The sequence below is a fragment of the Rhodanobacter koreensis genome (assembly GCF_054782855.1).
The window spans coordinates 1-25,682 of the sequence record NZ_BAAGRR010000001.1 but is presented as its reverse complement, the minus strand read 5'-3'; the positions used below and the strand labels follow the sequence as shown (position 1 = coordinate 25,682).

Sequence of the window (25,682 nt, the reverse complement as noted above, 5' to 3'; positions counted from 1 at the left end):
TCAGAAATCGATATCGGCCGGTGGGCGACCGATACGGTAACGGGCGCTCATGGCCTGTACGGCGCGCTGAAAGTCCGCAGCGAAACCCTGCATGTCGAATAGCGGGCTGTGCGCATGTTGCCGGGCCAGATGCTGACGCAAGGTGACGAGTGCCTCATGGTTGTTGCCCAGCTGCGTGGCCATTGCAACGAAGGCGTCTTCATCATGGGTCACCAGTTCCGGCAGGCCGACATGATGCAGCAGACTGGCAGCGACGCGGCCGGGGAAGGTGCGGCCGCTGCAGGTGAGCAGCGGACAGCCGGCCCACAACGCATCGGACGCCGTGGTGTGGGCGTTGTACGGTAGCGTGTCGAGGAACAGGTCGACGTGGGCATAACGCGCCAGATAATCGACGTGTGGCAGGCGTGGCATGAAGATCAGTCGCTGCGGCGCGATGTCGAGTGCGCTGGCGGCGGTGCGCAGCCGCTCTCCGGCACCCTCCGGGCCGGCCAGCAACCACAATACGCTGTCAGGCACCTGCTGCAGGATCAGCATGAGGCGCGCGAATGCTGCCGGATTCAGTTTGTAATCGTTGTTGAAGCAGGCGAACACCGTACCGTTTTCGGGTAGACCGCAATCAGTACGTGAAGGCGCCGGCGCGGGAACGCGGGTGGTGTCGTTCGGCTGATAGCAGCGTGGCAGCCTCAGCAGTTTCTCGCTGACATGGCTGCGCAGCTCATCGGGCAGCACCACGGCATCCGCCAGCAGGTAATCCATCCATGGCGCTCCGGATGTGCCGGGATAAGCCAGCCAATTCACTTGTACCGGTGCCGGACATAGTGCGAACAGTCTGGAGTTGTCCTTGCCGCAATAGCCGTTGAGGTCGAACAGGATTTCGATACCGGTTTCGTGGATGCGCAACGCGGTCTGCGCATGATTGAGCGCGGAGACATCGTGCAGCGTGGTTGCCACACCAAGCCGCTGCCGGATATTGCCGCCGTCATCGGGCGTGGTGGCGAACAGATGCAGCTCCAGTCCGCTATCACTCATCGCTTCGAGCAGCGCCACCACCAGCAGCCCGGTGGCATGTTCGCCAAAGCCATCGGCGACGAAGCCCACGCGAATCGGCCTGTCCGGCGACGGCGTTACATGGGTGATCGCCAGCTGTCGCCGCAATGGCGCCATCTGCTTATCGATCATTGCAGCAAACGTGGTGGCGCAGAGTCGTTGTGCAGCGGCGTCGCCATCCTCGGCGAGAAAGGAGAAGGGGCTGATGCCGGGCCTTTGTTCCGTTACCGCGTGTTGCAGGCGCCCGCTTAATTCATCCATCCCGCGCCAGTCGCACAGGCGACGCCTGGCAAACAGCAGCTGGCTCAAGGCCGGGCCGGAGTCGGCATCCAACGCCAGGGCACGCTCATAAGCATCGGCAGCGTTGGCAAGGTCGCCGGCCTCGTCAAGCATGAGGCCGGCCTGATAGGTATATTGCACGTTTGCCGGCGCCATTTTTTCGGCATGCAGCCATGCCTGTGCGGCTTCGCGCGGCTGACCCTGTGCATATCGCACATGACCAAGCAAGGCGTAGGCAGCATCGAATGACGGCATCAGTTGCAGGGCTTCGTGTATATGCGCCTCGGCTTGTTCCGCATGGCCCAGCTCCAGTTCCGCTGCGGCAAGGTTCAGGCGCAGGCCTGGGTGCTCCGGCATGCCATGCGTGGCCATCGCAAAGGACTCGCGTGCCTGTGCGTAGCGCGCGGCGGCCATCAGGGCGATGCCGAGGCCGTGCAGGATCGCAGGGTGACCCGGTGCACGGCGCAATGCAGTACGCAGGCGCTCGATCGCGGCGTCGGCTTCATCGCTCTCCACTTCGATGCTGGCCAGGTTGCATTGCACCTCGATACTGCCGGGCGACAACGCCTCTGCCTGTTTCAGGGTGGACCGTGCTTCGCTGCGCAGCCCCGAGCGAAGCAGGGCGATACCGTGCAGGCGGGCCAGCTCGTGCTCGTGCGGGAACTGCGCGCGTGCCTGGATGGCAAGGGTCACGGCGTCGGCATTGGCGTCGTGCTGCAGCAGCTCGGTCAGCTGATCCAGTACGGTGTTGATTTCGAAAGTGGAGGCGGTATTCATCCGCAGAAACTAACCGACGTTGCCGTGCCTGCCAATCTCAGGTTGTGGCAAGGGACTTCAGTTCGTCCGCCTGATGTTCGCGCGTGAGCGTGTCGATCAGCTCTTCAAGGTCGCCCTGCAGCACATCGGGCAGGCGGTACAGGGTGAGGTTGACGCGATGGTCGGTGATCCGGCCCTGCGGGAAATTGTAGGTGCGGATGCGCTGGCTGCGGTCGCCGGAGCCCACCTGCAGACGGCGTTCCTGTGCCTGCGCAGCGGCCTGTTTGCCCTGTGCCTCGTCGAGCAGGCGCGCCTTGAGCAGGCTCATCGCGCGGGCGCGGTTCTTGTGCTGGCTGCGCTCTTCCTGGCATTCCACCACGGTGCCGGTGGGCAGGTGGGTGATGCGGATCGCCGAGTCGGTCTTGTTGACGTGCTGGCCGCCGGCACCGGAGGCGCGAAAGGTGTCGACCTTCAGGTCGGCCGGGTTGATCTCGATCTCGTCGATCTCGTCCAGCTCCGGCAGGATCGCCACGGTCGCCGCCGACGTGTGGATGCGGCCTTGCGATTCGGTCTCCGGCACGCGTTGCACGCGATGGGTACCGGACTCGAACTTCAGCTTCGAATACGCGCCCTTGCCCTCGACGCGGGCCACGATTTCCTTGTAGCCACCATGCTCGCCGGCGTGCTCGCTGAGTACCTCGACGTGCCAGCGGCGATTTTCCGCGTAGCGCAGGTACATGCGGAACAGGTCGCCGGCGAAGATCGCTGCTTCGTCGCCACCGGTACCTGCGCGCACTTCGAGATAGAGATTCGCCTCGTCGCGCGGATCCTTCGGCAACAGCAGCAACTGCAGTTCACCATCCAGGTCGAGCAGGCGTTGCTCCAGCCGCTGCACGTCGTCGGCGGCCATCTCGCGCAGTTCGGGATCGTCGAGCATGACGCGTGTTTCGGCCAGTTCGCGCCCGGCCTGATCGTGTTCGCGCAACGAGGCGGCAATCGGTTCGAGCTGGGCATACTCCTGCGAGAGTTCGCGAAAGCGTGCGTTGTCGGCGAGCACGTCGGGCTGCGACAGCAGCAGGCCGATTTCCTCGTGGCGCTCGGCCAGTGCTTCGAGCTTGCGTCGGATCGATGGGGTCATGGTGGCAGGACTGGATGGCGGGGGACAGGCAATGAGGCCAGGTGGCCTTCATCGTTGCGGACAACGTGGAGTGAGCGGCAGCCAGCCGCCCTCGCTACCTGTCCCCGTCTTGGGATTTATCCCTGTTTCGGGACCTGTCCCAGTCGCGTGGCTCGTCTCTCGACCCTGGCTCTTCATCCAGCCCGTACAGCCGACCGGCGGCGTGGAGCAGGTCCAGGTCGCCGCTCAGGGCGGCCTCGCGCAGGCGTGCACTGGGGTGGTGCAGCAGCTTGTTGGTCAGCGTATTGGCGAGGAAGGCCAGCGCCTCGTCCGCCGGTTTGCCGCGGGCGATCATCGCGCGGGCCTTGTCCAGCACCTCGTCGCGATAGAGTTCCGCATGCTGGCGCATGTCCAGCGCGGGATTCTTCAGGGTGAGCGCACGGCGCCAGGCCATGTAGCGATCCACCTGCAGGTCGATGATTGCCTCGGCTTCGTGGGCGGCTGCTGCGCGCGAACGGCGGTTGTCGTCGATCACCTGGCGCAGGTCGTCGATGCCGTAAAGATATACATCGGGCAGTTCGCCGACACTGGACTCGATGTCGCGTGGCACCGCGATGTCGACCATGAACATCGGCTTGCGCCGGCGCGACGCCATCGCCTGTTCGACCATGCTGCGGGTCACGATCGGCTGCCGCGCGGCGGTGGATGAGATCACGATGTCGGCTTCGGCCAGGTGCTGCGGCAGATCGGCCAGCGCGATCGCGTAGCCGCCGTAGCGGCCCGCCAGTTCCTGCGCGGCTTCCGGTGTGCGGTTGGCGACGATCAGCCGGCGTACCTGTTTTTCGGCCAGGTGCCGCGCAGCCAGTTCGATCGTGTCGCCGGCGCCGATCAACAGGACGCAGGCCTGCTGGATATCGGCGAACACCTGTTCGGCCAGCCGTACCGCGGTGTAGGCGACGGAGACCGTATGCGCGCCGATGCGGGTATCCGTGCGCACGCGCTTGGCGACCGCGAAGGTGTGCTGCAGCAGGCGGTCCAGCGGTGCTTTCAGCGCCTGGGCCTCGCGCGCCTGCTGGTAGGCGTCCTTGACCTGGCCGAGAATCTGCGGCTCGCCCAGCACCATCGAGTCCAGTCCGGTGGCGACGCGGAACATGTGGCGCACGGCGTCCTGCTCGTCGTGCCGGTACAGGAACTCGTCCAGCTTGCCGGGGGTCAGATGATGATGACGACTGAGCCATGCCTGCGGGATGTCCTCGGCACCGGCGCTCACCCCGACATACAGCTCGGTGCGGTTGCAGGTGGAGAGGATCATCGCCTCCTCGACGCCCGGTTCGCTGGTCAGTTCGTGCAGGGCCGTGCCGGCGGCGTCCGCATCGAACGCCACTTGCTCGCGCAGGCTGACAGGCGCGGTGAGGTGATTGAGCCCGAGGGCGATCAGCGGCATGGCGTAAGAAAGAACATCCCGGCGGCAGTAGTCGGCGGCGTAGGCTAAGCTTGATGAAGCGTCCGGCGTGATGACCGGCAGCGCCGAAACAGGCAAACAGATTTGGAGAGTAGTGTGCGGAGCAGGGCGGCCAAGTTCAAGCAACTGCGGCATTTTACGGCAGTCACGGCGTTGGCGCTGGGTCTGGCTGCGTGCGCCAGTGCGCCCTCGCACCAGGGGCAGGCCGGCACGGCCTCCGCACAGCCACTGGCGCGGTTGGTGGTGGTGACTCCGGATGCCGATCACGACGTGCTGGCGCAGTTGCTGGCCGGCGAGATGGCGCTCGGCCATACCGATCTGAAGGCGGCGTCCGGTTATTACGACAAGGCGATGCAACTCAGCAACGATCCGCAGGTGGCCGAGCGTGCGGCCAGACTGGCCATTGCGGTGCACGACAGCGCCGCCGCCCAACGCGCACTCGATCGCTGGCAGGCGTTGGGCGCGAAGCCGGCAGGGATGGCCGAGGCGCGTGCCGAGCTGGCGCTGGATCATGGCGATGCCGACGAGGCCCGCCGCCAGCTGGAGTTGCTGATCGGCAGCGGCGACAAGGATGCGTGGCGCCAGTTCGGCCGCGTACTGGTAGGCGCGCGCGATCAGGCGCAGGCGGCCCGTTTGCTGGAAGCACTGGCGACCCCGCAACGCCTGCCCGCCGATGCCCAGGCGTGGCTGGCGATGAGTGAGCTGGGTGACAAGTTCGGCCGACACGCCTACGCCATGCAGATCGCCGAAGCGGCGATGCAGCGCTTCAAGAGTGTCGAGACCTACGCCTGGGCGGCGCAGATGAAGTTCAACGACGGCGATCACGACGGCGCCCGTGCGCTATTGCGGAAAGCGCTCGTCAAGGCGCCGCAGAATGCCCAGTTGCGCCTGACCTACGCCAGCATGCTCAGTCAGGCCGGTGACTATGCCGGTGCTGCCAAGGTGCTTGAGCAAGGTCCGCAGAATGCCGACATCTACTCCCTGCGTGCGGCGCTGGCTGCGCGTAACAACGATGAGAAGGCACTGACGGCGCTGTATCAGCAGTTGCAGCAGGCGCCGCAGGAAGTGCGTGAACAGAGCGTCTACCTGCTTGGCCAGCTGGCCGAGATGCAGCATCGCGACGCCGAGGCGCTGAGCTGGTATGGCCAGGTCGGAGACAGTGATCCGCATGCGTTCGACGCGGATCTGCGCAGCGCGCTGATCTTGCATACGCAAGGCAAAGTGGCTGACGCCCATCAGTTGCTGGACCAGCTGCAGATGGATTATCTCGATCAGCCCGAACAGCTGCGGCAGGCCTACCAGGTCGATGCCGAGCTGTACCTGCGCGAGCAGAAGTATGCGCAGGCCGAGCAGGCATTCAGCCGTGCGCTGCAGGTCGTGCCGGACGATCCTGGACTGCTGTACAGCCGCGGCCTGGCCTACGCCGAGGCGGGCCAGATCGATCAGGCGGTGCAGGATTTCCAGCACCTGCTGAAGATCAAGCCGGGCGATGTCGATGCCAGCAACGCACTCGGTTTCACCCTGGCCGATGCCGACCGTGACCTGCCCGAGGCCGAAAAACTTCTGCAGGTTGCCCGCAGTGCCAAACCCAGCGATCCGGCGATTGCCGACTCCTGGGGCTGGCTGCAGTATCGCCTGGGCCACTTGGACCAGGCGGTGCAAACTCTCCGGGGCGCGTGGCTGGCTGGCAAGGACGCCGATGTCGGCGTGCACCTGGGTGAAGTGCTGTGGAAGCAGGGCCACCGGCAGGATGCGCAGCGGATCTTCGACGAGGTGCGCAAGCTCGATCCGCACAGCACCAGCCTGCAGAACACCCTCAAACGGCTCAATCCATGAAATTTGCTCAATGCATTCTCGCGGTGGCGCTGCCGCTGCTGCTGGCCGCCTGTGTGCCGCAAGCCGTGCGCATGAAGGGCGATGCGGCCCTGCTCGGCCAGCAACAGGCGCGGGAGCATCAGCTGGCTGGTGCCAACCACTGGACCCTGGAGGGCCAGTTGGGTGTTTCCGACGGCCGTGGTGGTGGCAGCGGCAGTCTCACCTGGACCCAGGATGGCGATCATTACGACTTCGTGGTGCGTGCGCCGATCACCGGCAAGAGCCTGTTCCGTCTGAGCGGCGGTCCGGATGGCGCCCTGCTCGAAGGGGTGGATGGCGGTCCGCTGCATGGTTCCGATGCCGAGGAGCTGATGCAGCGGGCGATGGGCTGGAACGTGCCGTTGCGCGACCTGCGTGCATGGGTGCTCGGGCTGCGTGCCGACAGCGGTCCGGCCGAGCTGAGTTTCGGTACGAACCGGTTGCCGTCGCTGCTGCAGCAGGACGGCTGGACGGTGGACTATCGTCGGTGGGACGAGGCACGCCAGCCACCGTTGCCGAAGGTGGTGTTCGCCGGCAAGCCACCGTATTCGGTGCGCCTGTCGGTCGAGTCATGGCATTTCAACTGACCCGGGCCCATGACGTTTTCCATTGAACGTGCGCACCCGGCCCAAGCCGAGGCGGTGTGTGCGATCGAGCGAGCCGCGGTGCAGCTGTTTCGCGGTCATCCGGCATGGGCGTCCTACGCCGCGGTATCGATTCCGCCGGAGTTGCTGCAACGGGCGATCAGCCGGGGACTGGTCTGGCTGGCACTGGACGCGACACGCATGCCGGTCGGTTTCGTATGGCTTGATACCGATGTAGGCGACGGTGGCATCGGCATTGCCGAGATCGACGTGTTGCCGGAGTACGGCCGGCGCGGCATCGGCGCCGCGCTGCTGGAACATGCCTGCAGCTGGGCGCGAGCAGCCGGTTACCGGCGCGTCGACCTGGGCACGTTGGCGGAGGTGCCGTGGAATGCGCCGTTCTACGCACGGCATGGCTTTGCGGTGGTCGACAAGAACGAGCCGATGTTTGCGTTTGCACGTCAGCGCGACCGCGAGAATGGTTTTCCCGACGACCTGCGGGTGTTCATGAGCCGACCGCTGTCGCCGCCGACCCGTGGCGAATGGACGGTGTGGCCGGCACCGGCGAAGCTGAACCTGTTCCTGCGCATCATCGGGCGACGGCCGGACGGCTATCACGAGCTGCAGACCGTTTTCCGCCTGCTCGACTGGGGTGACGAGATCCGTTTGCGCATACGCGACGACGGTGAAATCAGGCGTACGCGCGATGTGCCCGGTGTGCCCGAATCCAGCGACCTGGTGGTGCGGGCGGCGCGCCTGTTGCAGGCGCAAACGGGTGTCGCAGCCGGTGCCGAGATCGAAGCGGAAAAACGCATCCCGATGGGTGGTGGCCTCGGCGGTGGCAGTTCCGATGCGGCGACCGTGCTGGTGGCACTGAACTGGCTGTGGCAGCTGAATCTGGCCGAGGATGTGCTGGCCGAACTCGGGCGCCAGCTGGGTGCCGATGTGCCGGTGTTCGTGCGTGGTCGCTCGGCCTGGGCTGAGGGTATCGGCGAGCAGCTCACGCCGATGGGTCTGCCGCGGCGCCATTACGTGGTGCTTGATCCCCACGAGGCAGTACCTACCGCTGCGCTTTTTCAAGCCCCTGAATTGACACGAAATGCGCCGCGGGCGACAATTTCATCCTTTGCTTCCGGCGAAACGACGGAAAACGCCTTTGCACCTGTAGTGCGCGCGCGGCATCCGCGGGTGGCCGCTGCGCTGGACTGGTTGGGCCGGTTCGGTGAGGCGCGGTTGTCCGGCAGCGGTGGCTGCGTGTTTCTGGAAGCGAAATCATTCGATCGGGCAGTGGCGATAGCCGCACAATGTCCGACCGCATTCACGGCATGGACCGCCGCGGGTGTCGATGTTTCACCCTTGCAGGACGCACTGGCGCGCCACACGGCATGAATCGGGCAATACGGACGGCATACTGAAAAACGACAGCTGCTGGTTACATGGCAGCGGTCGGCAGATACACGTACAAGCGAACAAGATACTGGGGCGTCGCCAAGCTGGTTAAGGCACGGGATTTTGATTCCCGCATTCGCAGGTTCGAATCCTGCCGCCCCAGCCACTCATGATGGTCGTTGGATTCGAGGAAACAACCGTGGACACGTCCACCCCGATGATGCTGTTTACCGGTAACGCCCATCGCGCCCTGGCCGAGGATGTCGCCCACCGCCTGGGCGTGCCGCTCGGCAAGGCGCTGGTCGGCACGTTCAGCGACGGCGAAGTACAGATCGAGATCGAGGAAAACGTCCGCAGGCAGGAAGTTTTCGTGCTGCAGCCGACCGGCGCGCCGAGTGCGGTCAACCTGTTCGAGCTGCTGGCCCTGACCGACGCACTCAGGCGCGCCTCGGCGGCCAGCGTCACGGCGGTGATCCCGTACTTCGGCTATGCCCGTCAGGATCGTCGTCCGCGTTCGGCGCGCGTGCCGATCACCGCCAAGCTGGCTGCCAGGATGATCGGCGCCGCGGGCGTCGACCGGGTGCTGACGGTCGACCTGCATGCCGACCAGATCCAGGGTTTCTTCGATCTGCCGGTGGACAACGTGTACGCCTCGCCGGTGCTGCTGGCCGACATCTGGCGCAATCACAGCATGGACGACCTGATCGTGGTGAGTCCGGACGTGGGTGGCGTGGTGCGTGCGCGGGCGATCGCCAAGCGGTTGGATGACGCCGATCTGGCGATCATCGACAAGCGCCGGCCGCGGGCGAACGTGTCCACCGTGATGAACATCATCGGTGACGTGGACGGCAAGACCTGCGTGATGGTCGACGACATCGTCGACACCGCCGGTACGTTGTGTGCGGCGGCGGCGGCGCTGAAGGAACGCGGCGCGCGCAAGGTGGTCGCCTACTGCGTGCACCCGGTGTTGTCGGGCGCGGCGATCAGCAATATCGAAGGCTCCCAGCTCGACCAGCTGGTGGTCACCAACACCTTGCCGTTGCGGCCGGAAGCGTTGGCCTGTGCGAAAATTCGCCAGCTCTCCGTCGCCGAGCTGCTGGCGGAAACCATCCGCCGGATCGCCTTCGGCGAATCGGTGAGTTCGCTGTACGTGGATTGAGGTTTGAAAGGCCGCCCAGGACGGGCGGTTTTGATGTTCAGCTTTTCGCGGCATGGATGCCGCGTGGAAGTAACGGACTTTTCTGGTCGCGGGAAAGTCATTCGACCGCTGCGAAGCGGTTACTACCAACTTAAGGCAGTACTGAAATGATCAAGACTCATGAAATCAAGGCACAGAGCCGCAAGGACGAGGGGAAAGGTGCGAGCCGCCGCCTGCGTCATGCGAGCTTCGTGCCTGCCGTTGTCTACGGCGCCGGTCAGGCTCCGCAGAGCATCCAGATCGAGCACAACACCATCCTGCTCGCCGCCAAGCACGAGTGGTTCTTCTCCTCGGTGCTCGACCTGAACGTCGACGGCAACGTGCAGAAGGTGCTGGTGCGCGACTGGCAGAAGCATCCGTTCAAGCAGTTGATGATGCACATGGACTTCCTGCGCGTGAACGAGAACGAGGCGATCCGCGTCAGCGTGCCGCTGCACTTCCTGAACCAGGAGAAGTCGAACGCCGGCAAGACCTCCGGCGTGGTGATTTCGCACAATCTGACCGAAGTGGAAATCTCCTGCCTGCCGAAGGATCTGCCCGAGTTCATCGAACTGGACCTGGGCGGGCTGAATCCGGGCGACATCGTTCACCTGTCGGAGCTGAAGCTGCCGGCGAATGTCGAGATCGTCGCGCTGCACCTGGGCGAGAGCCACGATATCGCCGTGGTCACGGCGAATACCGTGCAGGAAGAAGTCGACGAAGCTCCTGCCGAGGGTGAGGCTGCTCCGGCAGCGGCTGCTGCCCCCGCTGCACCGGCCAAGAAGGACGACAAGAAGTAAGCTGCGTCGACCCGCGCTCCACCGGGGCGCGGGTCGTCACGGCTGCTGGTCCGCATGGCTGGTTTGCGACTCATCGTCGGGCTGGGCAATCCCGGTGCCGAATATCTCCGAACCCGGCACAACGCCGGGTTCTGGTTTGTTGACGCCCTGGCCAGTGGACAAGGCGAGCGTTTCGGTTTCGACGGCAAGCTGCACGGCGAAACCTGCAGGGTGCGCATCGGGGGCGAGCCGGTCTGGCTGCTCAAACCGTCCACCTTCATGAACAAGAGCGGCATCGCCGTGATCTCGGCGCTGCGTTATTACAAGATCGAGCCGGAACAGTGTCTGGTTGCGCATGACGATCTGGATCTGCCCACCGGCACCGTGCGCATGAAGTTCGACGGCGGCCATGGCGGCCAGAACGGCCTGCGCGACCTCATGGAGCATCTGGGTCACGGCAAGTTCCATCGCCTGCGCGTGGGCATCGGTCATCCCGGCCATCGCGACCAGGTCACGCCGTGGGTGCTGGGCCGGCCATCGGTGCAGGACGAGGATGCGATCCTCGACGGCATTGCCCGTGCGCTGGACGTGCTGCCGCTCGCGGTCGATGGCCAGTTCGAGAAAGCCATGCAGCAGTTGCATACACCGGCAGACACCGGACGCAAGTAATTCCACCTTTTTGAGCAGCAGACGCGAGACGCAAGCCGGAACCTTCGATCCGCCTTGCGTCTACCGTTTCCCAACCGGAATCATCATGGGCATCAAATGCGGCATCGTTGGCCTGCCTAACGTCGGCAAGTCCACCCTGTTCAACGCGCTGACGAAGGCGGGTATCGCGGCAGCGAACTTTCCGTTCTGCACGATCGAGCCGAACGTCGGCATCGTGCCGGTGCCCGATCCGCGGCTGAACCAGCTGTCGGAGATCGTCAAGCCGCAGAAGATCATCCCGACCACGATGGAATTCGTCGACATCGCCGGCCTCGTTGCCGGTGCGTCGAAGGGCGAAGGCCTCGGCAACAAGTTTCTCGCGCACATCCGCGAGGTCGACGCGATTGCGCATGTGGTGCGCTGTTTCGAGGGCGACGTGATCCACGTCGCCGGCAAGGTCGACCCGATCTCCGACATCGAGACGATCGACACCGAGCTGGCGCTGGCCGATCTCGAATCGGTGGAGAAGGCGCTGAACAAGGTCGAGCGCGCCGCCAAGGCCAACGACAAGGAGGCGCTGGCGAAGAAGCCGGTGCTGCAGAAACTGTTCGCTGCGCTCAACGACGGCCGCTCCGCGCGCTCGATCGGCCTCGATGCCGAAGAGAAGGCGCTGGTGCGCGATATGTTCCTGCTCACGCTGAAACCTCTGATGTACATCGCCAACGTCAGCGACGACGGCTTCGAGAACAATCCGCTGCTCGATGCGGTACGCGCGCGCGCGACCACCGAAGGTGCGGAAGTCGTGCCGGTGTGTGCGGCGATCGAGGAGGAAATGGCGCAGCTGGAAGATGCCGATCGCGACGAATTCCTGAAGGACATGGGCCTGGACGAGCCGGGCCTGAACCGGGTGATTCGCGCCGGCTACAAGCTGCTCGGTCTGCAGACGTACTTCACTGCCGGCGAGAAGGAAGTACGCGCCTGGCAGGTGAAGGGCGGTTCCACAGCACCGCAGGCGGCCGGGGTGATCCACACCGACTTCGAGCGCGGCTTCATCCGCGCCGAGACGGTCGCGTTCGACGATTTCATCAAGTACAAGGGTGAGGGCGGTGCCAAGGAAGCCGGCCGCCTGCGGCTGGAAGGCAAGGACTATCTGGTCAAGGAAGGCGACGTGCTGCACTTCCGCTTCAACGTCTGAAGAGTCGTCGCGCCGCGGGTTCCGGTTCCGCGGCCGTTACTTGAGGTATTTCTCCATCCAGCCCACCCAGCGGCGATAGACGTCGCTGACCTGCACGATGTCGTGCGGCAAGTGCGATGTTTCAGGGTAGGCGTAGAACTCGACGGCGACGCCGTTGTCGCGCAGCCCGTGATACCACTCCTCGGCATTCACGATCGGCACGTTCGTATCCATCACGTCGCCCAGGATCAGGGTCGGTGCCTTGACGTTGCGCACATAGGTGATCGGCGACTGCGCGCGCCATATGTCCCAGCCCTCGTCCGTCCACGGCGATGAGCCGAACAGATAGGCGTCGCCCTCCTGGTAATAGGAGATGCTGTTGTCCATCAGCCAGTCGGTGACCGGGGCACCCGCGACGGCAGCTTTCCACACATCGTAATGACTGGTGAGCCACGCGGTCATGTAGCCACCATATGACCAGCCGGACACGCCGATGCGGCTCTCGTCCACCATGCCGAGTTTCTCCACCGCGGCGAGCCCTGCCATGACATCCTTGCCTGGGCCGTCGCCGGTGTTGCGATAAATGCCGTGCTGATAGGCGTCACCCAGATTCGGGCTGCCGCGATAGTTCGGTTGGAATACCAGGAAACCCTTGGCCGCCAGCAGTTGCGCCAGCCGCTGGAAACCAGCGTTGGTGGCGATCGTGGGGCCGCCGTGAATCACCAGCACCAGCGGATATTTGCGGCCCGGCTGATAACCGACGGGGTAGACGAGTACGCCATCCTCGTGAAAGCCGTCCGGTCCATTCCATTCGATGGATTCCGTGCGGCCCAGGTCCAGGCTGTCGATAAAAGCATTGACGTTGCTGAGCCGGCGCGGCTTGGCATTCACCGAATCCAGCACGTACAACTCGCTGGGGTGATTGGCGGTGGTGCCGATGAAAGCGATGGCGCCGGTGCTGGAGACACTCATGCTGGTGGTGTCGTTGCTGGTCGTCGTGCCGAGGCCGTCGTTTGCTTCCACCTCACCGAGATCGAGCAGCCGGGCTTGGCCCGACAGCGGTTGCTCCCACAGCACCGTATGCGTTCCAAGCCCGCCGGCGGCAATCAGCACGCGGCCGTCCGGCATCCACCGGTAAGTAGTGAAATGCCGCGCCAGCGTCGCGGTCGCATCGTCGGTCTTGCCGTCGAGATTCACGTACACCGCGTCGCCGTTGTTCTGGTCGCCATTGCGCGGCCGCGAGAACGCATAGGCGTTGCCCACCGGAGAAAATTCGGGATGGTCCGAGCCCTGCGCGGAAACCAGCGTCCGAATATCACCGCTTGCGACATCCACTTCGGCGATGACGGAGCGAAACCCCGACGCCCAATGCACGCCCGGAATCCTGGTGAAGGCGATGCGCTTGCCGTCGGGGCTCCAGGCCGGCGCGGTGGTGCCGCCCTGATCGGTGCCGAGACTGAAATCACCTTTGGTCAGCTGCATCGCTCTGCCGCCTGCGGCCGGCACCACCCACAAGTGCCAGGGCGCCACGTTCTTGGTCAGCAGAAAATGACCGTTGGTGACCTGAAACACCTTGTTGTGCGCCTTGATGGCGTCCGCGTCGAGCGGCGGATCCTGCGCGATGAAGGCGAAGCGTTTGCTGTCCGGACTCCACGCGTAGTCATCCACGCCCTGCTTATTGTCGGTCGCGCGCTGCGTGCCGCCGCCATTCATCGACATCACGAAGATCTGGGTCTGCTTGGTCTTCGGATCCTTGGCGAAAAATGCCAGCCGCGTACCGTCCGGCGACCAGCGCGGGGAGGACAGGCTTTCGCGATTCTTGATGAGCGTGCGGCGTGCGCCGTGCGCGACATCGACCAGGTCGATCTCGTTGCTGGCTTTGTCGGTTTTCCAGTTTGGCGTGGAGACGACGACGGCGATCTGTTTCCCGTCCGGGGAAATCTGCGGATCGTGGAGGGCCACGATCTTCTGCAGGTCGCTTAGCTGGAAAACCGGCGCCGTTGCCACCGCTCCTGCGGGATACGCCATGGCAAAGACCATCCAGAGCAAAACATGTCGTGCGGATCGCGTGGCTGGTCGCTGTGCGAGGTGCCGTTCAAGGCCATCTCGTGCAAGTTCCGCTTCACTCACTATGGCTACCCAGCTTCATGTTCGCCTCGAGGAAGAAGGCGCGGCCGATCGGGTTGTTCCAGGGAATGTAGTAGTACGGGTAGCTGGTCCAGGTAGGGTCGCGCCGTGGCTTGGCGTCGAACAGGTTGTCGACGACCATCGATACGTTGAAGTTCTTGGTGATGTTGTAGCCGAGGGTCAGGTTGTAGTTGAAGGTCGGAGCAAGGCGCAGCGTACCGTCGTAGTTCGGTATGCCACCCAGGCGCGAGCCATACAGCGTGGCTCTGAAATCGTGGTAGGTCCAGGTCACCGACGCGTTGGCCTTGGTGCGCGGGATCAGGTAGTAGTAGAGATCGGTCATTTCGTTGTCGACCGGCGAATCGGGCGAGAGCTGCGTCCGGTGCATGATCACGTAGGTGGCGCCGACGCTGAAATCGAAACGGCCGAAGCGGTCGGTGCTCAGGCGGTAGTGTGAGTCAAAATCGACGCCCGATGTGTGATCTATCGCGGCGTTGATCGGCAGCACGATTACCGAAGTGATGCCGCTCGGGTTGAAAGCGGCGGTCGGTGAATTACGCACGACCTGGCTCTCGACCTGCTTGCAGAGCGACGAATTGCCATCCACCGGGGCGCCGTTGACGTTCACGCCCAGGCGGCAATCCGCCTCCTCGCGCAGGATCATGTCACTGTCCTGGTATTCGACCTCGTTGTTGATCTTGATGTTGTAGTAGTCGGCGCTGAAGTCCAGGTTGGGGATCGGCGAGTACACGAAGCCATAGGTGAAGGATTTGCTGGTTTCGTCCTTCAGCGTGGTGCTGCCGTGGCTGCGGCCGTTGAAGTCGACATTGCCGTTGGTGCAGTTGTTGTTGTAGTCGGGGCCGCTTCCGGGTTCGTCGCGACGGCACAGGTAATAGTCGGTGCCGCTGGAGCTGGAGCCGCTGTCGCCGGCATAGAGATACGAAAGATCCGGCGCGCGAAAGCCGGTGGCCAGCGAGCCGCGCAGCAACAACGTCTTGAACGGGCGATACTCGAAGCCCAGCGCATAGGTCCCTTTGCCCGACGAGTTGGAGCCGTACTCGTATTTGTCGTAGCGGCCCGCTGCGGTGACCAGCAACTGCGAGAATACCGGCACGCTGAATTCCACGCCGAGACCGGAATGGTCGCGCGAACCGACCGCCACAGCGTTGTGCAGACCGTAATAGCTGCCGTCAAGCGAGAGTGGATCGGGCTTCAAGCCGAAATACTGGTTGCCGTATTCGGCCACGCCGGCAAAACCGACCGGCCCCGCCGGCAGACGAAACAGCTCGGTGTTGCTGACCGTGAAAGACCAGTCTTCCGAACGGCTCTTGTCAGTGTCGATCGAGTCCTGGGTGATCGAGCGGAACTGCGCCACGGTCAATGGCGTGTAAAGGCGGCTCGGTGGCGCGTTGTAGATCTGATAACCGCTGTCCGGATCCACGCCCAGCGAGGGGCCCAGATACAGTGCCTGCGCCTTGGCCGCGATCAGTGCCGGCCATTTGCTTTTGAGCTGGTTCTGCGAATGGCCGAACGAGCCCTCGTAATTCCATTGGTCGTCACTGCCGAAGGTGCCTTTCAGGCCGGTGGTCAGCGACAGCGTGTTGTTGATGTTGCGGATTTCGCCCGGCCCCTGGCCGCCGTTTTCCTCGATGGTGAAATAGTTGCGTTGCCACTGCTCGATCTGACCGGTGGCCGCGTTGTAGAACGGCGTGTTGGCGCAGTCGCCGTTGAGTTTTTCGCAGTTCTCCCATTTCAGCGGTGTGTTGTAGCTGTCCTGGTGCGAGGTGCCGGCCAGCACATCGAGGAACAGATCCAGGTGGTCGGTGAAGTGGTACGTGGCCGAGCCGAAGAAGTTGGCGGACTTGCGTCCGTTCTCCAGCGTGCCGTAGCCGACGTCCTTGTAGGTCCCGCAGTAGTAGCCGGGACCGCCGTTGTTGTCGGGCGCATACCCGTTGCGCGAGGCGTAGAAGATCGAGCCCTGATCCAGATGGGACAGGCTGTCGCAGGTGGCCTTGCCCGGGTCGATGTAATTGCCGTTGACGTCCTGTCGAACGAAGGCCTGGCCGGCCACGAGATCGGAACGATCGGCCGGGCTGTCCAGGCGCGAGTCGGTGAAGCTGCGCTGGTAATCCCAGATCGGTTGGGCCTCGTAGAGTTCCAGGCCGAATACCGAATCGAACTTGCCGGACGAATAACCGCTGGTGATCTGCAGCCGTTGCGAACTGCCACCGCCGTGCTGTGTATCGCCGACGCGATAGTCGATGGTGGTGCCATCGGCCTTCTTCTTCAGGATGAAGTTGATCACGCCCGACATCGCGTCGGAACCGTAGATCGCCGAGGCGCTGCCGCTGAGGACCTCCACGCGATCAATCAGCGAGGTTGGCAGATTGGAAATATCGGTGAAGTTGCTGTTGCCGCCATAGGCCTGCGGATAGTCGGCGATGCGCCGCCCGTTCACCAGCACCAGCGTGTGGTTGGGGCCGAGGCCACGCAGATCGACCGCCTGCGCACCTGGCGAGAAACCGTCGGTGCTCTGGTTGTTGTCGAGTGCGCCGAGGTTCTGGGTGAGCGAACTCATGATGTCGGGTACGGTGGCGAAGCCGCGGTCGTGGATGTCCTGCGCGGCGATGATCGTCACTGGCGACGGACCCTCGATCTCCGTGCGTGGAATGCGCGAACCCGTGACCACGACCGCCTGGAGCTTCGTCGCGGCCTGGGGATTGGCACCGGTAGCGGGTGCTGCAGCGCGCGTCGGGCGAGGTGCCGGCGGCGGCGTGCGCGGGTCGCTGCCCTTGACGATGACCATGGCGCCGGACGCGTCGTGGTGCACCACGAATCCGCTGCCGGCCAGCAGGCGCTTCAGCGCATCGTCGGTGGACAGCGAGCCGCTGACTCCGCGCGTGTGCAGGCCACGCAATTGATCCGCCTGATAGATGAACTGTGCACCGGACTGCCGGGCCAGACTGTCGAGCGCCGTGACGAGATCCCCGGCGGGAATGCTGACGGGCCGGACAGCGTTGGTCTGCGCGTAAGCAGCGACGGATAGCGAGCAGGCCAAGGCAAGCACGGTGGTGCGGAACGAACGGATCATGGTCACCCTCTCCCCAGGGCGGCGCGCACGATGGCGCCGATTGATTAGCGTGACGAACGTGCGATGCAAATCCCGCCCGTTACTATCTTCGTTCGCGCAACGCTCCGAAGTCGCCGGTGAAGTCCGAGGTTCGCTAGCGGCTCTTCAGCACGATGGTGTCCCTGCTGTGCACGGCGCGTACCGGGAAACCCAGCTCCAGCAGCCGTACGAACGTCTCGGCATTGGACCAGCGGAAATTGCCGCCGATCCGCAGGGCGCCGATCGAGGCGTCGCCGATGACGATCTTGCGGGTGTTGTAGCGGTTGAATTCCGCAGCGGCCGAAGCCAGTGGCGTGTCGTGGAAGGAGAGGAAGCCGCTGCGCCAGCTGAGGAATTCCTCAGCCTGCTGCACCGAACCCGAACTCACCACCACGCCGGCATCGCTGGCCAGCGCGATGCTGCCTGCCGGCAACAGGGTGGTCGGCAAGCGGCGACCGCCCGGCCCGTTGTCCGACTCCAGGCGCACCACGCCCTGAGTCACGATGACGCGCAGATCGGCCGCGTCGCGGCGAACGTCGTAGCGCGTGCCGACGGCGATCGCGCGGCGGTCACCGGCGCTGACCACGAACGGACGGTTGGGATCCTTGGCGACCTTGAAGAACGCCTCGCCCTGCTGCAGGTCGATGTGGCGCTCATTGCGGGAAAGCGTGACCAGGACGCGGCTGTCGCTGCTCAGCGTGATCACCGAACCGTCAGGCAACGGCACATCCTGCAGACCGCCGATGGCCGTGCGATACGACGCCTGGTCCACTGCCGCGTAGTGCCGCCAGCCCAATGCCAGCGATGCCAGTACGATCAGTGCGAAGCCGGCCGTGGCGTAGCGAAGCAGTCGTCGGCGCGGCCGGCTCTTCGGCAACGTGTGAGCAGCGCGTGGCGAAGCACCGGAGCGATGCGCCGCAGCGACTCTCGCCGGGGCGGACGGTTCACCGTCGCTTCCGGATTCGGATCGTGTCGCGCGCGATTCGGGAAGCGAGGTCAGTCCCCATACTCCACGCTCGGGCACGCTGCCCGCAGGCATGCCGGCGCCGAGTGCCTTCAGGCGATTGCTTTGACGCCACGCGGCGTCCAGGCGCAGATACGCCACGCGGTGTGCGGTGGATTCCCGCAGCCACGCGTCCAGCTGCAGCTGGTCGTGCGCGGACCACTTGTCCCCGTCGCGCCTGGCCAGCCACGCGGAGGCGATCAGTTCAATCTGCCTGCTGCTGGCCATGACCATCTCCATGCTCGGCATCCGCTGCCACGCGTTGCCGCGAACAGTGCTGCGTGTGGCCACCGCCGTAAAAGTATTCCGCGATCAACCGCATGCCCTTGGCGATCTGCTTTTCGACCGTCTTCTCGCCGATGCCCATGCGCAGCGCCACTTCCTTTTGCGGTAGTTCCTCGACCCGGCGCAGCCACACCACTTCGCGGCAGCGATCGGGCAGACGGTCGAAAGCGTCGGTCAGCTGTTTCAGCTCCTGCCGCCCGCTCAACCGGCGCTCCGGTGAAATCTCATCTACCAAGACGTTCAGCGCGTCCAAATCACCCACGGCATCAATCGAGACGACGCGCGCGCGACGCAGCCGGTCGGTCATCAGGTGACGCGCGGTGGTGAACATGAAAGATTTTGGCATCGCCGGGCGCGCTTTCGCAGCGGCCTCGTAGACGCGCACGTAGATGTCCTGGCGCAGGTCGTGAATTTCGTCGCGTCGGTACCAGCTGCGCAGCAGATAGCGCATCAGCGCGCGCTCGTGCACAAGGATTTCGCGTATGAACCAGTTGTCGAGTGAGTCGTCCACGCCGCCGACAGTAACGCCAATCCACGCGCCAATGACAGCGTTATGACACCGGTCCGGTCAGATGGCATGCGATACGTGCATCGGGTGGGGGATATGTGTCGCTCGTTCGTCCCGACCAATGCATTGCGCGCGATCGCTCGCGTTGCGCCATCGTTTGAAAAACCACTCGCCTTCCTCCCGACGGACCATTGACCGATGACTTCGCCCAGCCATTCGCAGCGCTTTTTCCGCACCGGCTTTTCGCTGGTGCTTTCCCTGTGTCTGCTGATGGCCTGCAGCGCAGCGGCAGCGGTGTCGCCGGATCCTGCAGCGGTCCGTCAGGGCTACGAGTACTACCAGATCGGCGATCTGAAAACGCCGACGCCAGGGCACACCGAGGCGGCCCTGATGTTGATGGGTGGGGGCAAGTGGCCGCACAAGGCATTCGCCTGGTTCGCGGCGATGGGTGGGCACGGTCATTTCGTGATCCTCCGCGCCTCCGGCGAAGACGACATGCAGAAGGAGCTCTACACCGAGGTCGGCGGTGTGGCTTCGGTGCAGACCCTCGTTTTCCACAATCGCGAAGCAGCCAGTGATCCGAAGGTGCTGGACATCGTGCGGCATGCCGACGGCATCTTCATCGCCGGCGGCGACCAGTCCAACTACGTGAACTTCTGGAAAGGCACGCCGCTGAACGTGGTGCTGAACGAGCACGTGGCGCACGGCAAGCCGATCGGCGGCACCAGCGCCGGACTGGCCATCCTCGGCGCCTACGCCTATGGAGCGATGGATGGCGGCAGCATCACCTCGAAGGAGGCGATGCACGATCCGCTTGGCAAGGCGATGACTCTCGTCGGCGATTTCATGCACCTGCCGAACATGCAGCACGTGGTCACCGACACGCACTTCCACAAGCGCGACCGGTTGGGGCGACTGATCTCGTTCGTCGCCAACCTGCGGCATGCCGGGCACGCCGATCTCGTCGGTCTGGGTGTGGACCAGGATGCGGCGCTGTGCGTCGACGGCGACGGCATCGGCCGGCTCTTCACCATCGACAACGGGTTCGCCTGGCTGGTGCAGCCGAAGGGTGCGCCTGATCGGATCGAGGCCGGCAAGCCGCTCGACTACCGCGGCACGCATGTCACCGGCGTGGGTACGCAAAGCCGTATCGACCTGAAGGATTTCAAGGTCAGCCGTCCGGTGTTCGAGGCGATCGCCGATGTCCGCGACGGCGAGCTGACCCTGCACGGCGAACACGCACCGCTGCTGGTGATTCATGGTGGCGCGGGCGTGGAACGCGCAAGCATGACACCGCAGATCGAAGCCGGCGCGCGTGCGGCGCTGGAACTGGCCTTGCGCAGGGGCTACGCCGAGCTGAAGGCCGGCAAGACTGCGACCGATGCGGTGACTGCGGCGATCACCGTGCTGGAAGACGATCCGCTGTTCAACGCCGGCAGGGGCGCCGTGTTCACCCATGACGGCAAGAACGAGCTGGATGCCTCGATCATGGACGGTTCGACGCTGGCCGCCGGTGCGGTGGCGGGAGTGCATCGGGTCAGGAATCCGATCCTGCTGGCGCGTGCGGTGATGGATCATTCGCCGCACGTGATGATGGTTGGCGACGGCGCGGAGACTTTCGCCACGGAACAGGGATTCAAGCTGGTCGATCCGTCGTACTTCCGCACCGACCGACGCTGGCAGGAGTTGCAGAAGGCGTTGAAGGACGATGCGGCCGGCATATCGCTGACCGAACGGCTGCTGGCGCTCAAGCACTTCGGCACGGTCGGTGCGCTTGCCCGTGACGACGAAGGCCGTCTGGCTGCCGGCACCTCGACCGGTGGCATGACCGACAAGCGATACGGCCGCGTGGGCGATTCACCGATCATCGGCGCGGGTACCTACGCCAACGCTGCCTGCGCGGTATCCGGCACGGGTTGGGGCGAGTATTACATTCGCGTTTCCGCGGCCCGCGAGATCTGCCTGCGCATGACCGAGTTGAACGAATCCGCGGAGCGGGCCGGCAAGGCGGTGATCAACGACGAGATTCCGCAGATGGGCGGCGATGGCGGGGCGATCATCCTGGGCGCCGACGGCAGCGTGTCGATGCCGTTCAACACCGAGGGCATGTACCGCGGCTGGATCGGTGCCGACGGCGTGCCGCATGTGGCGATCTACAGCAGTGATCCGCTGGTGCTGCCACCGGCGTCGCGCTGACGGCAGGAGCCAGGCTGCTCAGGCGTCGCTGTCGCCTTCGATGATCTGGCGCTGCATGCGGTCCAGGTAGGCGTCGAGCTCCTGCGTGCTGGTGAAAACCTCGCTCACCGGTACCGCCTTGACGATGTCGAACACCTTGCGCACCTGCGGCTGCGGGTTCAGCAGCAAGGTGTGGCCGCCGCGGGCACGCATGCTCTTGCGGATCTTGGCAAAACTGCGCAGCCCGGCGCTGCTGACATATTCGAGTCCGGCCAGGTCGATCACCACGGTACCGCCATCGTCGAGCCGCCGGAGCAGGGCCGGCATGGCCTCGTCGAGTTCGCCGAAGGTCATCGCGTCGAGACGACCGCCGACTTGCACGATGACACGATCGGGTGCCGGGAATTCACTGTGCAGACTGAGCGTCATGATGAAGATCCGTCCTGGTTCGGGTGGATGAAGCGAAGCAGCAGGTGGTTGCCATGCGCGTTCCGTGTATAGCGCATTTCGCTGGTCACGGAGCGTGCGAGGTGAATGCCGAGGCCGCCGATCTGCTCGCGATCGGCAAGGTCGCCCGGGAGGCTCGGAAGGGCGGACTGCAGCGGGTCGAAGGCAATGCCGTCATCGATCAACTCGACCGTGACGGTATCCGGCCCGGGATGCAGCAGGACGCGGATCTGGCCAGAACGACCGTCGGGATAGCCGTACTCGACCGTGTTGACCAGGAGTTCCTCCAATACCAGACGCACGTCGCAGCGCAACGAGAATGTGACGTCGGCTTCCTGCAGCAGGTGCTCGCAGCGATCCAGCCCGGCGAATACATCCTCCAGCCGGCTGGCGATGCATACCTCGGTATGCGACTGCGCGGCGCCATGCCAGGTCAGCGCCAGCAGGGTGATGTCATCGGCCTGTGCGGCGCCGGCCACGAAGCGATCAACATCACCCAGCAGCCGTTCGATATAGCCCGCGGTGGGGGCGGCTGCGGGCACCTGTGCAAGGCATGCCACGGTGCGTTCGATGCCGTACATCTGCTGCTGATGGTCGCTGGCTTCGGTGATGCCGTCGGTATACATCAGCAGGGTCTCGCCCTGGCGCAGACGCTGAAGATGTTCCGGATAGTCCGAATCCTCGTAAAGCCCCAGCACGGCACCGGTAGCGAAATCCAGCAGCCGTGGCGCGCCATGGCCACACAGGACAGGGGGTTCGTGCCCGGCGCTGGCCAGCACCAGGTCGCCGCTGTTCGTGTCGAGCAAGCCGCACAGCAGGGTGACGAACATGCAACTGTCGTTGCCCCGGCAAAGTTCAAGATTGAGCAGCCGCAGGAGATGCTGTGGAGTCTGTGCGCGAGGCGCCAGCGCCTTGGCCAGGGTAATGGTCTGTGCCATGAACAGGGCGGCCGGGATGCCCTTGTCGGAGACGTCGCCGACCATCACGAAGAAGCGTTGCGGGTCGAGCATGAAGTAGCTGTAGAGGTCACCGCCGACCGCCCGTGCCGGGCGCAGCGCCGCGTGCAGTTCGAAGTTGGCGCAGACGGCGTCGAGGTAGTGCTCGCTCGGCAGCAGGCCGACCTGGATCTGGTGGGCGATTTCCAGCTCACTGGCCAGCCGCTGTTTTTCCCGTGCCACCCGCGCGAGGTCCTGCAGATGCAGCGCGAGTTCGTGGCGCATCTGGTCGAACGACTGGGTGAGACGTCCCACTTCGTCATGGCGACTGGTCGACGGCAGCTCGAAATCCAGTTCGCCGCGGGCGACATGCTCGGCACGGTCGGCCAGCACGCCCAGCGGTGCCATGGTGCGGCGGACGGTCAGCAAGGTGATCAGGGCCACGCCCAGCAGCGCCAGCATGCCGAGCGCAAGACCCCACAGGAAAATGCGTCGTACGCTGGCGTAGATCCGGACCTCCGGTATCACCAGTCCGAGTCGCCAATGGGTGCCTTCGATCGGTGCGGAATAGACCCATACCGCGCCGTGCACCCGCGGGTTCTGCGATGCCGACAGGCGTACCGATTCGGCCCGGTCGCTGGCCAGCACGTCGAGCAGCGCCGGCGTGCCACGCTTGCCCACCAGGGCGGGATTGTCGTGCGCCAGGTAGTCGCCGTCACTGTCCAGCACGAAGGCATAGGCGCCTTCCGGCTTGTCCAGGTGTCCGAGGATCTGGTGCAGCCAGTCGAGCGTGACGTCGGCGTTGATGATGCCGACAGGGTGCCCCTCACGGTTGATGGCGACCGAGTAGTTGATCAACTGCCGCTGCCGTGACAATGACAAGAACGGACGCTGCCAGCAGCCAGCCGAACAGCTCAGACCACCCAGGAACCAGTTGCTGTTCCAATAAGGCTTGGCATCGCTGGACAGGTCGCGACTGGCCAACGTCCCGTTGTCCAGTCGGCTCACGAAGGGCGAGTAAGGGCGAGCGTCGAGCGGGTCAGGCGAGGGTCTGAAGACGGCAGCCAGTCCGTCCATGTCGTGATTGGCCTGCAAGGTGTCGCGCAAGAGCGGCTCGGCACTTTCCTGGCGCGTGGCAATGATCGTCGCGAGCATCTGTGCCGAGGTGGCGACGCGGTCGATCCGGGCCTGGATCTCGCTACCGGCACCGGCAGCCAGGGCGGCGGCTTCGTGATGGGTATGCTGCAAGATCTGCGTACGGGTAAGGCTGAGCAACAGGATGCCAACGGCAGCGAGCACAACGGTCGAGCCAGTGAGGACCCATAGCGCCATTCGCGATGCAATGCTGCGCAAGACCATGCGGCTTCCCCCATCCTGTCCTGCATCTAGCCATGAAGCGATGTCGGCCGCAAGGCGGTGTGTGGTGACTGGGGTGTGGCTGTAGGTCGAGGCATAATCATGCTCCCGGACCTTGTCCCCAGACGGCAGCAGACTGATGCCAGGTCAGCAGAGTGAAGTGACGTTCCGCTTTCTTGCCGAGCCAACCGATGTCAATTTCGGTGGCAAGGTGCATGGCGGCATGGTGATGAAGTGGATCGACCAGGCGGGTTATGCCTGTGCGGTGGGCTGGAGCGGGGCATATTGCGTCACCGCTTCGGTCAGCGGCATCCAGTTCGTGGCCCCCATCCTGATCGGCGACCTGGTCACGGTGCGCGCGCGGCTGATCCATACCGGCACCAGCAGCATGCACATGGCGGTCGACGTGCTGGCGCGTGACCTGCGCAAGGACGAGCACCGGCTGGCCACCAGTTGTGTGATGGTGTTCGTGGCGCTGGACCGCCCGGATGGCAAGCCCACTCCGGTGCCGCATTGGGAGCCGCGCAACGACAGCGAGCGCCAACTGCAGGCACAGGCAAGGCAGCTGCTGGAGCTGTCCAAGGGAATGGAGAAGCTGGTTGACCTGCGCGCCGCATCGGTGGGCTGAAGCTGATGCGGTAAATCCACCATTAGTTGCCGTTTACATGCGGATTTGGCCCCCCAAGGTGTTGACAGTTTGGGGCCTGATCCACACAATACGCGTTCTTTGTTGGAGGGATACCCAAGCGGCCAACGGGGGCAGACTGTAAATCTGCTGGCTTACGCCTTCGGTGGTTCGAATCCACCTCCCTCCACCAGCTTGAGTGCCGTCGGTAGTCAAGTTTCGGAGATCTGACATGCAGGGCCATGGAGGTGGATGAGATCCGCCGATGTGGTTCGACAAAATCGCAGGGAGCGATTTTGAACGCGACGCGAAAGCGGCGCGGCCCCGGAGGGGCGGAGGGCAGGATGCCCGGAGTAATCCACCTCCCTCCACCAGCAAGAGTTCCGCGCAGGGCGGGAGTAGTTCAATGGTAGAACATCAGTTTTCCAAACTGATTACGCGGGTTCGATTCCCGCCTTCCGCTCCATTGCGCTGCAAGTGTCAGGTGCTGTTGATCGAAGCAACTGCTGCATAGATCGACGCTTTTGAATTGTCCAGCATGGATGCTGGTTTGTTCTTTGCCATCATGGAGGATGGCTAAAACTTTGCTCATGTAGCTCAGTCGGTAGAGCACTTCCTTGGTAAGGAAGAGGTCACAGGTTCGATTCCTGTTATGAGCACCATTTCGTTACGGCCGGTCACGGCCAGCCCCGAAAAGGGCGGGTTCCTTTCAATTCATTGACTCCATCGGGGTTTAGCGCGCATGGCAAAGGGTAAATTCGAACGCACCAAGCCGCACGTCAACGTCGGCACGATTGGTCACGTGGATCACGGCAAGACGACGCTGACGGCGGCGCTGACGAAGGT

Annotated in this window: 19 protein-coding genes, 4 tRNA genes, 1 other RNA gene and 1 pseudogene; 16 read left to right on the top strand and 9 right to left on the bottom strand. The window is 64.1% G+C overall.

Annotated features, from left to right (window positions below; genetic code table 11):
- The 3 genes from ACYVKM_RS00125 to hemA form a co-directional block, all read right to left on the bottom strand.
- A complete protein-coding gene (locus tag ACYVKM_RS00125) occupies positions 1-2,103 on the bottom strand; it encodes an O-linked N-acetylglucosamine transferase, SPINDLY family protein (protein WP_460874959.1) in 2,103 nt (700 codons plus the stop codon).
- A gap of 37 nt (positions 2,104-2,140) precedes the next feature.
- On the bottom strand, positions 2,141-3,220 hold the full coding sequence (gene prfA, locus ACYVKM_RS00120; protein ID WP_460874958.1) for a peptide chain release factor 1: 1,080 nt from the start codon (positions 3,218-3,220) through the stop codon (positions 2,141-2,143).
- Between the two features lie 94 nt (positions 3,221-3,314).
- Positions 3,315-4,643: a glutamyl-tRNA reductase gene (hemA, locus tag ACYVKM_RS00115; RefSeq protein WP_460874957.1), complete on the bottom strand. Its 1,329-nt coding sequence runs from the start codon at positions 4,641-4,643 to the stop codon at positions 3,315-3,317.
- 114 nt (positions 4,644-4,757) lie between these two features.
- Here hemA and ACYVKM_RS00110 point away from each other — a divergent pair, with 114 nt between their 5' ends.
- The 8 genes from ACYVKM_RS00110 (at position 4,758) to ychF (ending at position 12,287) form a co-directional block, all read left to right on the top strand.
- On the top strand, positions 4,758-6,497 hold the full coding sequence (locus tag ACYVKM_RS00110) for a tetratricopeptide repeat protein (RefSeq protein WP_460874956.1): 1,740 nt from the start codon (positions 4,758-4,760) through the stop codon (positions 6,495-6,497).
- Complete coding sequence (lolB, locus tag ACYVKM_RS00105; RefSeq protein ID WP_460874955.1) at positions 6,494-7,102, top strand: lipoprotein insertase outer membrane protein LolB; 609 nt, start codon at positions 6,494-6,496, stop codon at positions 7,100-7,102. The genes ACYVKM_RS00110 and lolB overlap by 4 nt, the downstream gene beginning before the upstream one ends.
- 9 nt (positions 7,103-7,111) lie before the next feature.
- On the top strand, positions 7,112-8,488 hold the full coding sequence (gene ispE, locus ACYVKM_RS00100; protein WP_460874954.1) for a 4-(cytidine 5'-diphospho)-2-C-methyl-D-erythritol kinase: 1,377 nt from the start codon (positions 7,112-7,114) through the stop codon (positions 8,486-8,488).
- Between the two features lie 89 nt (positions 8,489-8,577).
- Positions 8,578-8,654 (top strand) — tRNA-Gln (locus tag ACYVKM_RS00095).
- Between the two features lie 51 nt (positions 8,655-8,705).
- Positions 8,706-9,647, top strand: a complete 942-nt coding sequence (locus tag ACYVKM_RS00090; protein WP_460876463.1) for a ribose-phosphate diphosphokinase — start codon at positions 8,706-8,708, stop codon at positions 9,645-9,647.
- A 146-nt stretch (positions 9,648-9,793) separates the two neighbouring features.
- Positions 9,794-10,465, top strand: coding sequence for a 50S ribosomal protein L25/general stress protein Ctc (locus ACYVKM_RS00085; RefSeq protein WP_460874953.1), 672 nt, complete (start codon positions 9,794-9,796; stop codon positions 10,463-10,465).
- A gap of 54 nt (positions 10,466-10,519) precedes the next feature.
- The gene (pth, locus tag ACYVKM_RS00080) at positions 10,520-11,113 is read left to right on the top strand and encodes an aminoacyl-tRNA hydrolase (RefSeq protein ID WP_460874952.1); all 594 of its coding nucleotides are present in this window, start codon (positions 10,520-10,522) and stop codon (positions 11,111-11,113) included.
- An 85-nt stretch (positions 11,114-11,198) separates the two neighbouring features.
- Positions 11,199-12,287, top strand: coding sequence for a redox-regulated ATPase YchF (gene ychF / locus ACYVKM_RS00075; protein WP_460874951.1), 1,089 nt, complete (start codon positions 11,199-11,201; stop codon positions 12,285-12,287).
- A 36-nt stretch (positions 12,288-12,323) separates the two neighbouring features.
- On the opposite strand, the gene ACYVKM_RS00070 is transcribed toward ychF, so the two are convergent.
- The 4 genes from ACYVKM_RS00070 to ACYVKM_RS00055 form a co-directional block, all read right to left on the bottom strand.
- Positions 12,324-14,294, bottom strand: a complete 1,971-nt coding sequence (locus tag ACYVKM_RS00070) for a S9 family peptidase (protein ID WP_460874950.1) — start codon at positions 14,292-14,294, stop codon at positions 12,324-12,326.
- Between the two features lie 94 nt (positions 14,295-14,388).
- On the bottom strand, positions 14,389-17,484 hold the full coding sequence (locus ACYVKM_RS00065; protein ID WP_460874949.1) for a TonB-dependent receptor domain-containing protein: 3,096 nt from the start codon (positions 17,482-17,484) through the stop codon (positions 14,389-14,391).
- 133 nt (positions 17,485-17,617) lie between these two features.
- Complete coding sequence (locus tag ACYVKM_RS00060; RefSeq protein ID WP_460874948.1) at positions 17,618-18,733, bottom strand: FecR family protein; 1,116 nt, start codon at positions 18,731-18,733, stop codon at positions 17,618-17,620.
- Positions 18,711-19,241, bottom strand: a complete 531-nt coding sequence (locus tag ACYVKM_RS00055; protein WP_460874947.1) for an RNA polymerase sigma factor — start codon at positions 19,239-19,241, stop codon at positions 18,711-18,713. The genes ACYVKM_RS00060 and ACYVKM_RS00055 overlap by 23 nt, the downstream gene beginning before the upstream one ends.
- A 255-nt stretch (positions 19,242-19,496) precedes the next feature.
- Here ACYVKM_RS00055 and ACYVKM_RS00050 point away from each other — a divergent pair.
- Positions 19,497-20,303 (top strand): annotated as a pseudogene (locus ACYVKM_RS00050) (cyanophycinase); the annotation flags it as partial.
- Between the two features lie 177 nt (positions 20,304-20,480).
- Entirely contained in the window at positions 20,481-21,494 is a 1,014-nt protein-coding gene (locus ACYVKM_RS00045) for an isoaspartyl peptidase/L-asparaginase family protein (protein ID WP_460876461.1), read from the top strand.
- 18 nt (positions 21,495-21,512) lie between these two features.
- Here ACYVKM_RS00045 and ACYVKM_RS00040 read toward each other — a convergent pair whose 3' ends face one another.
- Positions 21,513-21,905, bottom strand: coding sequence for an STAS domain-containing protein (locus tag ACYVKM_RS00040; protein ID WP_460876459.1), 393 nt, complete (start codon positions 21,903-21,905; stop codon positions 21,513-21,515).
- A complete protein-coding gene (locus tag ACYVKM_RS00035) occupies positions 21,899-24,187 on the bottom strand; it encodes a SpoIIE family protein phosphatase (protein ID WP_460874946.1) in 2,289 nt (762 codons plus the stop codon). Before ACYVKM_RS00035 ends, ACYVKM_RS00040 begins: the two co-directional genes overlap by 7 nt.
- Positions 24,188-24,350: 163 nt before the next feature.
- On the opposite strand from ACYVKM_RS00035, the gene ACYVKM_RS00030 reads away from it, so the two are divergent.
- The 6 genes from ACYVKM_RS00030 to ACYVKM_RS00005 all read left to right on the top strand — a co-directional run.
- Positions 24,351-24,839: an acyl-CoA thioesterase gene (locus ACYVKM_RS00030; RefSeq protein ID WP_460874945.1), complete on the top strand. Its 489-nt coding sequence runs from the start codon at positions 24,351-24,353 to the stop codon at positions 24,837-24,839.
- A gap of 104 nt (positions 24,840-24,943) precedes the next feature.
- A tRNA-Tyr gene (locus ACYVKM_RS00025) sits at positions 24,944-25,029 on the top strand.
- Between the two features lie 38 nt (positions 25,030-25,067).
- Positions 25,068-25,210: non-coding RNA, RtT sRNA (locus tag ACYVKM_RS00020), on the top strand.
- Between the two features lie 18 nt (positions 25,211-25,228).
- Positions 25,229-25,302 (top strand) — tRNA-Gly (locus tag ACYVKM_RS00015).
- Between the two features lie 120 nt (positions 25,303-25,422).
- Positions 25,423-25,498 (top strand) — tRNA-Thr (locus ACYVKM_RS00010).
- A gap of 80 nt (positions 25,499-25,578) precedes the next feature.
- On the top strand, positions 25,579-25,682 hold a 104-nt coding region (locus tag ACYVKM_RS00005), incomplete at its 3' end, for a GTP-binding protein (protein ID WP_082559638.1).

Coding starts and splice junctions, on each gene's coding strand:
- ACYVKM_RS00125 (WP_460874959.1), bottom strand. CDS start 2,103: ATGAATACCGCCTCCACTTTCGAAATCAACACCGTACTGGATCAGCTG.
- prfA (WP_460874958.1), bottom strand. CDS start 3,220: ATGACCCCATCGATCCGACGCAAGCTCGAAGCACTGGCCGAGCGCCAC.
- hemA (WP_460874957.1), bottom strand. CDS start 4,643: ATGCCGCTGATCGCCCTCGGGCTCAATCACCTCACCGCGCCTGTCAGC.
- lolB (WP_460874955.1), top strand. CDS start 6,494: ATGAAATTTGCTCAATGCATTCTCGCGGTGGCGCTGCCGCTGCTGCTG.
- ispE (WP_460874954.1), top strand. CDS start 7,112: ATGACGTTTTCCATTGAACGTGCGCACCCGGCCCAAGCCGAGGCGGTG.
- ACYVKM_RS00090 (WP_460876463.1), top strand. CDS start 8,706: ATGATGCTGTTTACCGGTAACGCCCATCGCGCCCTGGCCGAGGATGTC.
- ACYVKM_RS00085 (WP_460874953.1), top strand. CDS start 9,794: ATGATCAAGACTCATGAAATCAAGGCACAGAGCCGCAAGGACGAGGGG.
- pth (WP_460874952.1), top strand. CDS start 10,520: ATGGCTGGTTTGCGACTCATCGTCGGGCTGGGCAATCCCGGTGCCGAA.
- ychF (WP_460874951.1), top strand. CDS start 11,199: ATGGGCATCAAATGCGGCATCGTTGGCCTGCCTAACGTCGGCAAGTCC.
- ACYVKM_RS00070 (WP_460874950.1), bottom strand. CDS start 14,294: ATGGCGTATCCCGCAGGAGCGGTGGCAACGGCGCCGGTTTTCCAGCTA.
- ACYVKM_RS00065 (WP_460874949.1), bottom strand. CDS start 17,484: ATGATCCGTTCGTTCCGCACCACCGTGCTTGCCTTGGCCTGCTCGCTA.
- ACYVKM_RS00060 (WP_460874948.1), bottom strand. CDS start 18,733: ATGGCCAGCAGCAGGCAGATTGAACTGATCGCCTCCGCGTGGCTGGCC.
- ACYVKM_RS00055 (WP_460874947.1), bottom strand. CDS start 19,241: ATGCGCTATCTGCTGCGCAGCTGGTACCGACGCGACGAAATTCACGAC.
- ACYVKM_RS00035 (WP_460874946.1), bottom strand. CDS start 24,187: ATGGCGCTATGGGTCCTCACTGGCTCGACCGTTGTGCTCGCTGCCGTT.
- ACYVKM_RS00030 (WP_460874945.1), top strand. CDS start 24,351: ATGCCAGGTCAGCAGAGTGAAGTGACGTTCCGCTTTCTTGCCGAGCCA.